The sequence below is a fragment of the Caballeronia sp. dw_276 genome, from assembly GCF_018449635.1.
GTDB lineage: Bacteria > Pseudomonadota > Gammaproteobacteria > Burkholderiales > Burkholderiaceae > Caballeronia.
The window spans coordinates 100,513-113,092 of record NZ_JAAVUV010000006.1; the positions used below are offsets into that span (position 1 = coordinate 100,513).

Annotated in this window: 13 protein-coding genes; all 13 read right to left on the reverse strand. The window is 60.4% G+C overall.

The genetic code is table 11. From position 1 onward, the window contains the following. Positions 1–5 precede the first annotated feature (5 nt). Positions 6–1,712 (reverse strand): urease subunit alpha, encoded by a 1,707-nt coding sequence (gene ureC / locus HB633_RS14160; RefSeq protein WP_213778719.1) that lies wholly within the window; start codon positions 1,710–1,712, stop codon positions 6–8. 22 nt (positions 1,713–1,734) lie between these two features. Next, on the reverse strand, positions 1,735–2,040 hold the full coding sequence (locus HB633_RS14165; protein WP_062167398.1) for an urease subunit beta: 306 nt from the start codon (positions 2,038–2,040) through the stop codon (positions 1,735–1,737). Positions 2,041–2,059: 19 nt separating this feature from the next. Next, positions 2,060–2,362 carry an urease subunit gamma gene (locus tag HB633_RS14170; RefSeq protein ID WP_056355911.1) on the reverse strand — a complete coding sequence of 101 codons (303 nt, stop codon included), beginning with the start codon at positions 2,360–2,362 and terminating at the stop codon, positions 2,060–2,062. 67 nt (positions 2,363–2,429) lie between these two features. After that, positions 2,430–3,149 carry an amino acid ABC transporter ATP-binding protein gene (locus tag HB633_RS14175; RefSeq protein ID WP_056355909.1) on the reverse strand — a complete coding sequence of 240 codons (720 nt, stop codon included), beginning with the start codon at positions 3,147–3,149 and terminating at the stop codon, positions 2,430–2,432. Next, on the reverse strand, positions 3,136–3,786 hold the full coding sequence (locus HB633_RS14180) for an amino acid ABC transporter permease (RefSeq protein WP_213778720.1): 651 nt from the start codon (positions 3,784–3,786) through the stop codon (positions 3,136–3,138). The genes HB633_RS14175 and HB633_RS14180 overlap by 14 nt, the downstream gene beginning before the upstream one ends. Continuing rightward, positions 3,783–4,460 (reverse strand): amino acid ABC transporter permease, encoded by a 678-nt coding sequence (locus HB633_RS14185; protein ID WP_213778721.1) that lies wholly within the window; start codon positions 4,458–4,460, stop codon positions 3,783–3,785. The genes HB633_RS14180 and HB633_RS14185 overlap by 4 nt, the downstream gene beginning before the upstream one ends. Before the next feature lie 44 nt (positions 4,461–4,504). Continuing rightward, positions 4,505–5,308 carry a transporter substrate-binding domain-containing protein gene (locus HB633_RS14190; protein WP_213778722.1) on the reverse strand — a complete coding sequence of 268 codons (804 nt, stop codon included), beginning with the start codon at positions 5,306–5,308 and terminating at the stop codon, positions 4,505–4,507. Between the two features lie 200 nt (positions 5,309–5,508). After that, positions 5,509–6,384 (reverse strand): urease accessory protein UreD, encoded by an 876-nt coding sequence (locus tag HB633_RS14195; RefSeq protein ID WP_213778723.1) that lies wholly within the window; start codon positions 6,382–6,384, stop codon positions 5,509–5,511. Between the two features lie 43 nt (positions 6,385–6,427). Next, complete coding sequence (gene urtE / locus HB633_RS14200) at positions 6,428–7,120, reverse strand: urea ABC transporter ATP-binding subunit UrtE (protein WP_213778724.1); 693 nt, start codon at positions 7,118–7,120, stop codon at positions 6,428–6,430. Between the two features lie 24 nt (positions 7,121–7,144). Next, a complete protein-coding gene (gene urtD, locus HB633_RS14205; RefSeq protein WP_255580946.1) occupies positions 7,145–7,972 on the reverse strand; it encodes an urea ABC transporter ATP-binding protein UrtD in 828 nt (275 codons plus the stop codon). 47 nt (positions 7,973–8,019) lie between these two features. Beyond that, positions 8,020–9,210, reverse strand: a complete 1,191-nt coding sequence (gene urtC / locus HB633_RS14210; RefSeq protein ID WP_056355894.1) for an urea ABC transporter permease subunit UrtC — start codon at positions 9,208–9,210, stop codon at positions 8,020–8,022. A gap of 15 nt (positions 9,211–9,225) precedes the next feature. Continuing rightward, complete coding sequence (gene urtB, locus HB633_RS14215) at positions 9,226–10,845, reverse strand: urea ABC transporter permease subunit UrtB (protein WP_213778725.1); 1,620 nt, start codon at positions 10,843–10,845, stop codon at positions 9,226–9,228. A 93-nt stretch (positions 10,846–10,938) separates the two neighbouring features. Then, positions 10,939–12,240, reverse strand: coding sequence for an urea ABC transporter substrate-binding protein (gene urtA / locus HB633_RS14220; RefSeq protein ID WP_213778726.1), 1,302 nt, complete (start codon positions 12,238–12,240; stop codon positions 10,939–10,941). Positions 12,241–12,580 lie beyond the last annotated feature (340 nt).

Here is a 12,580-nt window from a genome sequence, read left to right on the forward strand (position 1 = left end):
GAGTCTCAGAAAAGGAAGTAGCGCTGCGCCATCGGCAGGACGGTTGCCGGCTCGCAGGTGAGCAACTGGCCGTCGGCTACAACCTGGTACGTTTCGGGATCGACGGTAATCGACGGCCTGTACGCATTGTGAATCATGTCGGCCTTCGAGATGTTCCGGCAGTTTTTCACGGCCACGACCTGTTTCTTCAGACCATATTTTTCGCCGATGCCATCATCCAGCGCCATCTGCGAAACGAACGTCAGCGATGTCTTGCCGAGCGCCCCGCCGCGCGTGGCGAACATCTCGCGATAATGCACTGGCTGCGGCGTCGGAATGGATGCGTTCGGGTCGCCCATCTGCGCCACCGCGATCATGCCGCCCTTCAGGATCATCGCGGGCTTCACGCCAAAGAACGCCGGTTCCCAGAACACGAGATCGGCCCACTTGCCAGGTTCGATGGAACCCACTTCGTGCGCGATGCCATGGGTGATCGCCGGGTTGATCGTGTACTTGGCGACGTAGCGTTTCGCGCGGAAATTGTCGTTGCGCGCGTTGTCTTCCGGCAGCGCGCCGCGTTGCGTTTTCATCTTGTGCGCGGTTTGCCACGTGCGCATGACGACTTCGCCGACACGGCCCATCGCTTGCGAATCCGACGACAGCATGGACAACGCGCCCAGGTCATGCAGGATGTCTTCGGCGGCGATCGTCTCGCGGCGAATGCGCGATTCGGCGAACGCGATATCTTCCGCAATCGATGGATCCAGGTGATGGCAAACCATCAGCATGTCGAGGTGTTCATCGAGCGTGTTGATGGTGTACGGACGCGTCGGATTCGTCGATGACGGCAGCACGTTGGACTCGCCGCAGACCTTGATGATGTCGGGCGCATGACCGCCGCCCGCGCCTTCAGTGTGATATGTGTGGATCGTGCGGCCCTTGAACGCGGCGACCGTCGTCTCCACAAAACCCGCTTCGTTCAGCGTGTCTGTGTGAATGGCGACTTGGGTGTCGGTATCGTCGGCAACGGACAGGCAATTGTCGATGGCCGCCGGCGTCGTGCCCCAATCCTCGTGCAGCTTCAAACCAATCGCGCCGGCCTTGATCTGTTCGATAGCCGGCGCCGGCAAACTCACGTTGCCCTTGCCGAGAAAGCCGAGGTTCACCGGCCAGCCATCGGCGGCTTGCAACATGCGTTCGAGATGCCACGGACCCGGCGTGCATGTCGTCGCGTTGGTGCCGGTCGCGGGACCCGTGCCGCCGCCGAGCATCGTTGTCACGCCGGAGGCCAGCGCTTCATCGATTTGCTGTGGGCTGATGAAGTGAATATGCGAGTCGATACCCCCCGCCGTCACGATCATCCCCTCGCCGGCGATCACCTCGGTGGCCGCGCCAATCGCGATCGTCACGCCCGATTGAATGTCCGGATTCCCCGCCTTGCCGATAGCAAACACGCGTCCGTCCTTGATGCCGATATCCGCCTTCACGATGCCCCAGTAATCGAGGATCAGCGCGTTCGTCACGACCGTATCGACCACGTCGGCATGCACGCGTTGCGACTGGCCCATGCCGTCGCGAATCACCTTGCCGCCGCCGAACTTCACCTCTTCGCCATACGTGGTGAAGTCGCGTTCGACTTCGATCAGCAGATCGGTATCGGCGAGACGCACGCGGTCGCCGGTGGTCGGGCCGAACATCTCCGCGTAGGCGCGGCGTCCGATGCGTAGCGTCATTTCGAGAATCCTGAAGTTGAGATCAAAGCGGACCCATCACGAGGCCGTTGAAGCCATACACCTTGCGGTCACCGGCAAGCGCCACGAGTTCGACCGTGCGTTCCTGGCCCGGCTCGAAGCGCACCGCCGTACCCGACGCAATGTTCAGCCGGAAACCGCGCGCTTTATCGCGTTCGAACGTGAGCGCCGTATTGACTTCGAAGAAATGAAAATGCGAGCCGACCTGCACTGGCCGGTCGCCCGTATTCGATACCGTCACGGACACCGTCTCGCGGCCCGCGTTGAGTTCGTGCTCACCATCGTCGATGAGATATTCGCCCGGGATCATGCGCGGCTCCTTCGGTGAATCAGGGAATCGGATGGTGGACGGTCACGAGTTTCGTGCCGTCGGGGAAGGTGGCTTCGATCTGGATGTCCGGGATCATTTCCGGCACGCCGTCCATGACGTCGTCGCGCGTGAGGAGGGTGGTGCCGTAGTGCATGACGTCGGCGACCGTGCGGCCGTCGCGCGCGGCTTCCATCAACGCAGCCGAGATGAAGGCCACGGCTTCCGGATAGTTGAGCTTCAACCCGCGTGCGCGGCGACGTTCGGCGAGCAATGCGGCGGTGAAGATCAGCAGCTTGTCTTTTTCGCGGTGGGTGAGCTTCATGGGTTTGGAACGTATCTCGGATTGGGCGTTATTGTTGCAAGAATCCTAGCATTGCAACCCTACGATTTCATTGTATGAACTTGCGTAATTCGATGGTCGTCGGCCGCTCGAAAATCTCTTCCGGCGTGCCGCTTTCCCACACGCGTCCCTGATGCATGAACACGACCTTGTTCGATACACGGCGCGCAAAGCGCATCTCGTGCGTGACCATGATGAGGGTCATGCCATCGGCGGCGAGGCTTTCGACTACGGCCAGCACTTCGCCCACGAGTTCGGGATCGAGCGCGGACGTGATTTCATCGCAGAGAAGAACGGTGGGTTTCATCGCCAGCGCCCGGGCGATTGCCACGCGCTGTTGTTGTCCGCCGGAAAGTTGCTCGGGGTAGGCGTTGAATTTATCGGCGAGACCGACGCGTTCGAGCACTTGCTCAGCCGTCGCGCGCGCCTTCGCCTTGTGGACTTTCTTCACCACCGTTTGCGCGAGCATCACGTTCTGCCCCGCGGTCAGATGCGGGAACAGGTTGTATTGCTGGAACACCATGCCCACTTTCAGGCGCAATGCGCGCAGGTCCGCATGACGGGCATCGATATGTTCGCCATCGATTTCAATCGATCCTTCGTCGATGCTTTCCAGTCCGTTCAAGGTCCGCAGCAAGGTGCTTTTACCCGATCCGCTGCGGCCGATGATCGCCACGACCTGTCCCGGTTCCACCGAAAAATCGATGCCCTTCAGGACCTGGTTCGCGCCGAATTGCTTCTTGAGGTTTTGAGTTTCAACGAGCGGCATTCCATTTCCTTTCGAGCGTGCGCGCGTAACGGGTAAGCGGATAACAGATCACGAAGTAGATCACCGCCACGAGACCGTAGACCACGAAGGGCCGGAAGGTCGCGTTCGAAATCATCGTGCCCGCCTTGGTGAGTTCGGTGAAGCCGATGATCGAGACAAGCGCCGTGTCCTTCACGGCCTGCACGCCGAAACCGACCGTCGGTCCAATCGCGATGCGCGTGGCTTGCGGAAGAATCACGTGGCGCAATTGTTCGAAGTAATTCATCGCGAGGCTCGACGATGCTTCCCATTGGCCTTTAGGAATCGCTTCCACGCAACCCCGCCATATTTCCGCGAGATAAGCGCTCGTGAAAAGCGTGAGCCCGACTGTTGCTGCAATCCACGGCTGGACTTCGACGCCGAGCAACGGCAAGCCGAAGAACACAAGGAACAGTTGCATCAAAAGCGGCGTGCCTTGGAAGATCTCGATGTAGACCTTCACGATGGTCCGCAACACGCGCGAACTCGATACACGCATCACCAGCAGCACGAATCCCACGATGCCGCCCGCCACGAACGAGACAATCGACAGCACGATTGTCCATCGCGCCGCAAGCAGCAGGTTGGTGAGGATTTGCTCGAACGTAAATTCGATCATCGCGCACCTCGCATGTTGCGCGCGAACATGCGCTTGCCGGCTTCGTTGAGCAGGAAGCGCAGGATGATCGCCATCACGAGGTACATCGCGGTGATCAGGAAGTAGGTTTCGAACGCGCGGAAATTGCGCGACTGAATGTAGCTCGCCGCGTACGTCAGATCGGATACCGAGATCTGCGACACGACCGCCGAGCCCAGCATCGTGATCACGATCTGGCTGGTCAGCGCCGGGAACACCTTGGCGATGGCTTGCGGCAAGACCACATGCCGGAAGGTTTCGCCGCGCGTCATCGCAAGCGACGCCGCCGCTTCCAGATGTCCCTTCGGCACAGCCGCGATCCCCGAGCGAATGATCTCGACCGAATACGCGCCGAGATTGAGCGTCATTGCGAGAACGGCGGCGACGTATTCATCGATGCGAATACCGAGCGCCGGCAGCCCGAAGAACACAAAGAACAATTGCACGATAAACGGCGTATTGCGGATCGCTTCCACGTACCCGCCCACGAACGATCGCAGCGCCGGATACTTGCTGCCTTTGCCTGCGGCACCGAGGATGCCGACGGTAAGCCCCAGCACGGTAGAAACCGCCGTAAGCCCGAGCGTGATCGCCGCGCCGCTCGCAAACATGCCGGCGTACTGCCCGAGGTCGCCGAACTGAAGTTGATATGCCATTGACCGGCGCCTTCTTATTTATGCTTCAGGAGAATCGGGCGGAATCACAGGCCAGCCGGCAGCGGCGCCTTGAACCACTTTTGCGACATGGCTTCGAGCGTGCCGTCCTTCTTCGACTGGGCGATGGCGGCATCGACCTTGGCGAGCAGGCGCGGTTCGTTCTTGTTCAGCCCGACAAAACAAGGCGAGTTCTTGATCACGAATTTCGGTTCCGGACGGCGCGGCGGGTTCTTCGCAAGGATCGCCGCGGCCACGATGTTGCCCGCCGCGATCAACTGGACCTGACCCGAAAGAAACGCCTGGATGGTCGCGTTGTTATCTTCGAAGCGCTTGATGTTCGCGGTCGGCGCCATTTGCGTGAGCGCGATTTCTTCGAGCGCGCCGCGGGTCGCGCCGACGGTCTTGCCGTTCAGATCGGCGGGGCTCGTCACCTTGATATCGGCGGGACCGAACACGCCCTGGAAATACGGCGCATACGGCGCGGAAAAGTCCATGACCTTCTCGCGATCAGGCGTTTTTCCCAACGATGAAATCACCAGGTCCACTTTGTTCGTGGTCAGGTACGGCACGCGGTTCGCGCTGTTGACCGGGACCAGTTCCAGCTTCACGCCGAGCGATTTGGCGAGGAGCGCGGCCATATCGATGTCATAACCTTGCGGCTTCATGTCTGCGCCAACCGCGCCGAACGGCGGGTAATCCTCCGGCACGGCGACCTTCAGCGTGCCGGCTTTCGTAATGTTGTCGAGCGCGTCGGCGTGAGCGGAGATCGAGGTTAAAGCAAACGCCGGGACGGCGAGGAGGGCGGCGGCAAGCGTGCGGAGGGCGGTGCGGCGAAGCGTGCTGGTCATTGTCTGCTTTCCTTGAGGCTGTATGGCGCGGTGCGTATCGTTATTGGATGCACTCGTCGGAAAGGTGTTTAAGCGAGAGTCGTGCCATGAGCTTTGAGCCTTGATGGGAAAGGCGTTGCATCGGGCGTGTTTGCGAGATGCACAAAGTATGGGCTTATTTATGCGCCTTCGTGGTGCCAGTTTTCTGCGTAGTTACCCGGCTACGTCGTCCAAAGCCGTAACGGTTTTGCATCAGTGCCGTGAATGATCGGGCGCAATGTTGACCAGCATTCGGTCATCAGGAGTTGCAGCGGCTCCATGGAATGGCTCGCGGCGCGAATGATCAGAACGCCGGGCGCGACGCAGGACGCGGCGGCGCGGACAGTATCGGTGAAAGGCAATTTTGCGCCGATGGATTCAGCCAGCGCGTCGTCGCAAGCGGTGCCGAGCGCCCACAGCGTGCCGTAGGCGGGGAAACCGGCGAGACCTTGCGGCGCCTGACGCAAGGGATCGTCCGCCGTGAGCAGCGTGCGTTCGTACCAGCGCAAACGGCCCGTCTTGTCCTTGATCCGGGCGATCGAGACGAGCTTTCCGTTCGACCATCGTTCGCCCGCCGCCTGACGGCCCAACTGCATCGCGTCCCAGCCAATGGCCGTTGCTGTCTCGTCCAGCGTCAGCGTGAAATCCAGCGCCACGTTCGACGATTCGAACACGATATTGTTCTGCGGCAACCAGTCGAGCTTGGCGTTCGCGCCAACGTTGATGCCGATGCGCTGCGTTGCGAGCTTGCCGTTGGCCTTGTACCACTTGGTTGCGCCGGGCGTGGTGATGACGGCGTGCGTTTGCGCGGCCAGATCGATATCGATAGCCAGCCGGTCGCCGCCCGCCACGCCGCCCGGCGGATGCACGATCACCGCGTGGCAAATTTCATCGCCTTCGGGATACAACGCGCGCTGCATGCGCAACGGACCAACATGCTTGCGATGCGTCAGCGCCGTGCGCGCCGGCGATTGATGCGTGAAGCCGAGTTCGAGCTTGCCGTGCCATTCGTCAGCGTCAGGCAGCGGTAAAAGTGCAGCGATAGGTTCGTGATGCATAAGGCGTCAAAGATCGGGACGGGCCGCCATGTTACGGCGAGCGTCAGACAGCGATCAACTCCCGCACGCCTTCGGCTTCCATATCCGCGCCCGCGCCACCCGCCACGATCTCGCCGCGGCTCATCACCCAATAGCGGTCGGCGAGTTCGCGCGCGAAGTCGTAATACTGCTCGACGAGCAAGACCGTCATGCCCATTTCGTCCACAAGCTGACGCAACGTGCGCCCGATATCCTGAATGATCGATGGCTGGATGCCTTCGGTGGGTTCATCGAGAATCAGCAGTTGCGGTTCGCTCATCAACGCGCGGCCAATGGCCAGTTGCTGTTGCTGACCGCCGGACAAATCGCCGCCGCGCCGATGTTTCATCTCTTTGAGCACGGGAAAAAGTTCGTAGATGCGATCCGGTACTTTCGATGGCGCTTTGCGGCTTGCGGCGCCGACCAGCAGGTTTTCCTCGACGGTCAGCCGCCCGAAGATATCGCGTCCCTGCGGCACGTAGGCAAGACCGCTCGATACGCGCTTGTAAGTCGGCATCGATGAAATCTTTGCGCCGCGCCATGAGATCGTGCCGCTTTTCGTGGGGACGACGCCCATCAGGCAGCGCAGCAACGTCGTCTTGCCGACGCCGTTGCGGCCAAGCAGGACCGTTAGTTTTCCGTCGGGCACGGTCATCTTCACATCGCGAAGAATGTGGCTGCCGCCGTAGAACTGGTTGAGTGAATCGACTTCGAGCATTTCTGAATTCCCGTGTTGGCCGGATCAGCGGCCGAGGTACGACTCGATCACTTTCTCGTTGCGCTTCACTTCGTCGAGCGTGCCGTGCGCGAGCACGCTGCCTTCGGCCATGACCGTCACGCGGCCCGTGTCGCCGGAAAGCGCCGCGACGAATTCCATGTCGTGCTCGACGACCATCATGGAACACGTGCCGCGCAGCTTGTTGAGCAATTCGGCGAGCTGCATGGTCTCGTGATCGGTCATGCCGGCGGCGGGTTCATCGAGCAGAAGCAGGGCGGGTTGTTGCATCAGCAACATGCCGATTTCCAGACGCTGCTTCTGGCCGTGCGACAACTCGCCGGCAAAACGCGTGGCATCGGCTTCGAGATGGATCAGTTCCAGCGTTTCCTCGATACGCGCCTGCGCCTCGCGATCCAGCCTGGATCGCAACGACGCCAGCCATCCCTTGTCGGTTTTCATCGCGAGTTCAAGGTTTTCCCAGACCGGATGATTCTCGAACACGGTCGGCTTCTGGAACTTGCGGCCGATCCCTGTACGCGCAATCACGGGCTCGGACATGCGCGCGAGATCGAACGTCTGCCCGAGAAAAACCTTGCCCAAATCGGGACGCGTCTTGCCGGTGATGACGTCCATCATCGTGGTCTTGCCTGCGCCATTCGGGCCGATCACGCAGCGCAACTCGCCCACGTCGATAGACAACGTCAGCTTGTTCAGCGCGCGGAAACCATCGAAGCTCACGGTCACGTCTTCGAGATACAGGATCGTTCCGTGCGATACATCGATGGCGCCCGGATCCAGCACATGCCCGAGGCCCGTGATGCCGTTCTGATTACGCTCGTTGAGTTCGGGCAGCGGCGGCAGGTCCACAATCAAAGCGTTGTACGCGTTAGGTGAGGTGATCAATGTGGATGTCCTCCAGCTTTCTTCTTGCGCATCGCCATATCGATAAGACCCATGATTCCGCTCGGCAGCAACAAGGGCACGAGCGTGAAAATCAGGCCTAAAAAGAACAGCCAGTACTCGGGGAAATTCGCGGTAAAAAAGCTCTTCGCGCCGTTCACCGCGAACGCGCCGATGATCGGCCCAATCAGCGTCCCGCGTCCGCCAACGGCCACCCAGATCGCCATTTCGATGGAGTTGCCCGGCGACATCTCGTTCGGGTTGATGATGCCGACTTGCGGCACGTACAACGCGCCCGCGATGCCGCACAACACGGCCGACACGGTCCAGATGAACAGCTTGTACGCGAGCGGGCTATAGCCCAAAAACATCAGCCGCGCTTCGCCATCGCGGACGCCGGTTACGACGCGTCCGAGCTTCGACGTCACGATCGCCCGCGCCGCGATAAACGCAAGGATCAGCACGCCGAGCGTCATCAGGAACAACACGGTTCGCGTGCTGGCCGCCGTGATCGGAAAACCCGCGATGCGCTTGAAATCGGTGAAACCGTTATTCCCGCCAAAGCCCGTTTCGTTGCGATAGAACAGCAGCATCGCGGCGAAGGTCATGGCTTGCGTGATGATGGAGAGGTACACGCCTTTCACGCGCGAACGGAACGTGAAGAATCCAAAGACCCAGGCAAGCACGCCCGGCACCACGATCACCAGCAGCAACGCATACCAGAGGTGTTCCGTGCCTTGCCAGTACCACGGCAGCTTGTGCCAGTCGAGGAACACCATGAAGTCTGGCAGGTCGCTTTGATAGTTCCCTTCGCGGCCGATGGAGCGCATCAGGTACATGCCCATCGCGTAACCGCCGAGCGCAAAAAACAGTGCGTGGCCGAGACTCAGAATGCCGCAATAACCCCAGACAAGATCGAGCGCCAAAGCGCCGATTGCGTAGCACATCAGCTTGCCGACGAGCGTCATCGAATAGGCGCTCAGATGGAACGCGCTCGACTCCGGCAAGACCAACGCGGCGATGGGCACGCAGATGCCCATCGCGATGATGAATGCGATCAGCGCAATCCAGCCGCCGCGCGGCAAGAGCGCCGCGCGCGGCGGCAGGCCCAACGCGAAACCTTCGCGCTTTGCCTGCTCGTCGGGTTGTGGTGCGACATCGAGATTCGCGGAGACGTTGGGTGTATTCATCGTGAACCTCGCATCTCAAACCTCGGCGCTGCGGCCCTTCAGCGCAAACATGCCCTGAGGACGCTTCTGGATGAACAAAACGATCAGCACGAGCACCGCGATCTTCGCGAGCACCGCGCCCCAGAACGGCTCGATCGTCTTGCTGACGAGCCCGAGCCCAAAGCCGCCGATAACCGTTCCCGCCAGTTGCCCGACGCCGCCAAGCACGACCGTCATGAATGAATCGATGATGTAGCTCTGCCCCAGATCCGGTCCGATATTGCCGATCTGCGACAACGCGCAACCGCCCAACCCGGCGATGCCCGCGCCGAACGCGAACGCATAGGAATCGACGCGCGCCGTCTTCACGCCGACGCAAGCCGCCATCCGGCGGTTCTGCGTGACGGCGCGAACGAAGAGCCCGAGCCGCGTCTTGGTCAGCACGACCCAGGCGAGCAACACGACAACCAGCGAGAAGCCAAGAATCGTCAGGCGGTTATAAGGCAGGATCAGGTTCTGCATGACGGACACGCCGCCGCTCATCCATGATGGATTCGTCACCTGGACGTTTTGCGCGCCGAAGATCGTACGCGTTGCCTGGATCAGGATCAGGCTGATGCCGAATGTCGTCAGAAGCGTTTCTAGCGGACGTCCATAGAGATGTTTCAAAACAAGCCGTTCGAGCACGATGCCAACCACCGCCGCCGCCGCAAACGAAACCGGCACGGCAAACAGCGGATACCAGTTGAACGCGGCGGGCGCGTAATGCTGCACGAGGTTCTGGACAACATAGGTGGCGTACGCGCCGATCATCAGGAACTCGCCGTGCGCCATGTTGATCACGCCGATCAATCCATACGTGATCGCGAGGCCGAGCGCGGCCAGCAACAACACGCTTCCCAGCGATAAACCCGCGAAGATCGTCCCGACAACTTGCCCGCGTCGTTGAATCGAATCCAGTTCTTCGATACCCGTCTGCGCCGCCGCACGCACGCGCGCATCCGGTTCGGCGAAGGTGCCATCAGCGTTCTTCACGACGATCGGACGCAGCAATTCGTTCATGTCGAGGTCGTGGCGCGCGGCGACCAGTTGCACGGCTTCGAGGCGCTTGTTGGCATCGGTATCGTGGAGGGCGGTGGTGGCCCAAAGCGTATCGAGGCGCTTTTTCAGCGTGGGATCGGTTTCTTGCGCGCGGGCTTTATCGACGAGCGGTTTGATCGATGGATCGGCGTTCTTGAGCAATTCATCTATTGCCGCGCGCCGCTTTTCAATATCCGGCGATGCCAGTTGCAAGCCCGACAACGCGCCCGACACCTTCGAGCGCAGCAGATTGTTCAGCGTGACCGGTTGCGCATCGGGCGCTTCCACGGTCTTGTTGGTCAGCGGGTCCTTGTTGCCGTCGTCGGTCTGGATGAGGACTTTGCCTGCATCGGTGGCAACGAGCGTGCTGTCGGAAAGCGCGTTGAGAACAGCGACCGAGGGTGCATCGGCGTTCGCGATCAGCTTGTCGATGGCAGCAGATTTGGCATCGAAGTCGTCGGCGGCGAGCGGCGCGAGGTCATCCGCGGTGAGCGCCGCGAACGCGGCCAGGGGCATGCAGGCAATCAGGATTGCGCAGAGGCCACGGCGAGCGAAGCGAAAAATCGAATCAGTCATGAATGGCCTGTCAGGTAGAACTTGCGAACCGCCGCTCTTGTATTTGTGCTTCGAGCGCGGCGGTCCGGTCTTCGACTGAATACTTACTGAGGCTTATGCAACGCGACGGCGGCGCAGGAACTCGGGAATCGAGCTGACGACATCCGGCTTGCCTTCGTTACCCGGAATGTACGGGCTCCACGGCTGCGCGCGGATCGCGGTCTTCGTGCGCCACACGACGTTGAACTGACCGTCGGCACGCACTTCGCCGATCATCACCGGCTTGTGCAAATGGTGGTTGCCGTCCATCTCGAGCGTGAAGCCGCTAGGCGCCGCGAACTTCTGGCCGACCATTGCGACGCGCACTTTATCGACATCCACGCTCTTCGCTTTTTCGACCGCCTGCTTCCACATATGGATGCCGACGAAGGTTGCTTCCATCGGGTCGTTCGTCACGCGCTTTGTCCCGCCCGGCAGGTTGTTCTTCTTCACCCAGTCGGCGAACATCGCCTTGAACTTCGTGTTCTCCGGGTTCTTCAACGACATGAAGTAATTCCACGCGGCCAGATTGCCGACGAGCGGTTTTGTATCGATACCGCGCAGTTCTTCTTCGCCCACCGAGAACGCGACGACCGGAACATCGGTCGCCTTCAGGCCTTGGTTGCCGAGTTCCTTATAGAAGGGCACGTTCGAATCGCCGTTCACCGTCGAGATCACGCAGGTCTTGCCGCCTTGCGAGAACGTCTTGATGTTCGCCACGATGGTCTGATAGTCCGCGTGGCCAAACGGCGTGTAGACCTCTTGAATGTCGTCGTCCTTCACGCCCTTCGAGTGCAGGAACGAACGCAGGATCTTGTTCGTCGTGCGCGGATAGACATAGTCGGTGCCGAGCAGGAAGAAGCGTTTTGCTGCGCCGCCTTCCTTGCTCATCAGGTATTCAGTGGCCGGGATGGCTTGTTGGTTCGGCGCTGCGCCCGTGTAGAACACGTTCTTCGACATTTCTTCACCCTCGTACTGCACGGGGTAGAAGAGCAGGCCGTTGAGTTCCTCGAACACCGGCAACACGGATTTCCGCGATACCGATGTCCAGCAGCCGAACGTCACGGCCACTTTGTCTTGCGAGATCAGTTGGCGGGCTTTTTCGGCGAAGAGCGGCCAGTTCGATGCCGGGTCGACCACGACCGGTTCCAGTTGACGCCCGAGCACGCCGCCGCTTGCATTGATCTGGGCGATGGTCATCAGTGCAGTGTCTTTCAGCGATGTTTCCGAGATTGCCATCGTGCCCGAGAGCGAATGGAGAACACCGACTTTGATCGGTCCGGTATCGGCGGCTTGCGCTTTTGAAATGGGCAGTTGGCCCGCAATCGCGAGCGCGCCCGACATGGAGCCGAACTTCAGGAGACTGCGTCGTTTCATGTAATTCCCCTTGCCGATATGTTTGTTTTAAAGCGGGTGTCTGGTGGATTTTTAATATCGCTGACGGAGAGTCAGTTATAGGGACACTGCAAGGGGTATGCCAATGTGAGGGGAATGCTGGATGGGCTTGGGTTTCAGGCGGAGAGAGGCGATGACGGGAGTCGACGGGATTCGTCGGATGCATGGTTTTGGTGCGTGGGCGGTGTGAGCGCCTTATGGCGGTGCGGTAGGCTTGGAGGTGGAGCGTGGAGGAGTGGCTCTGCAGTCGCTGACAAACATTGACGGCTTGATCCTAGGTTTCAAGCAGAGAGCGTTTGCGTCATCGAACGCTCGCGTTCGA

Excerpts from the sequence above, each read along its gene's own strand:
- ureC (WP_213778719.1), bottom strand. The coding sequence starts at position 1,712 with ATGACGCTACGCATCGGACGCCGCGCCTACGCGGAGATGTTCGGCCCG.
- HB633_RS14165 (WP_062167398.1), bottom strand. The coding sequence starts at position 2,040 with ATGATCCCGGGCGAATATCTCATCGACGATGGTGAGCACGAACTCAAC.
- HB633_RS14170 (WP_056355911.1), bottom strand. The coding sequence starts at position 2,362 with ATGAAGCTCACCCACCGCGAAAAAGACAAGCTGCTGATCTTCACCGCC.
- HB633_RS14175 (WP_056355909.1), bottom strand. The coding sequence starts at position 3,149 with ATGCCGCTCGTTGAAACTCAAAACCTCAAGAAGCAATTCGGCGCGAAC.
- HB633_RS14180 (WP_213778720.1), bottom strand. The coding sequence starts at position 3,786 with ATGATCGAATTTACGTTCGAGCAAATCCTCACCAACCTGCTGCTTGCG.
- HB633_RS14185 (WP_213778721.1), bottom strand. The coding sequence starts at position 4,460 with ATGGCATATCAACTTCAGTTCGGCGACCTCGGGCAGTACGCCGGCATG.
- HB633_RS14190 (WP_213778722.1), bottom strand. The coding sequence starts at position 5,308 with ATGACCAGCACGCTTCGCCGCACCGCCCTCCGCACGCTTGCCGCCGCC.
- HB633_RS14195 (WP_213778723.1), bottom strand. The coding sequence starts at position 6,384 with ATGCATCACGAACCTATCGCTGCACTTTTACCGCTGCCTGACGCTGAC.
- urtE (WP_213778724.1), bottom strand. The coding sequence starts at position 7,120 with ATGCTCGAAGTCGATTCACTCAACCAGTTCTACGGCGGCAGCCACATT.
- urtC (WP_056355894.1), bottom strand. The coding sequence starts at position 9,210 with ATGAATACACCCAACGTCTCCGCGAATCTCGATGTCGCACCACAACCC.
- urtB (WP_213778725.1), bottom strand. The coding sequence starts at position 10,845 with ATGACTGATTCGATTTTTCGCTTCGCTCGCCGTGGCCTCTGCGCAATC.
- urtA (WP_213778726.1), bottom strand. The coding sequence starts at position 12,240 with ATGAAACGACGCAGTCTCCTGAAGTTCGGCTCCATGTCGGGCGCGCTC.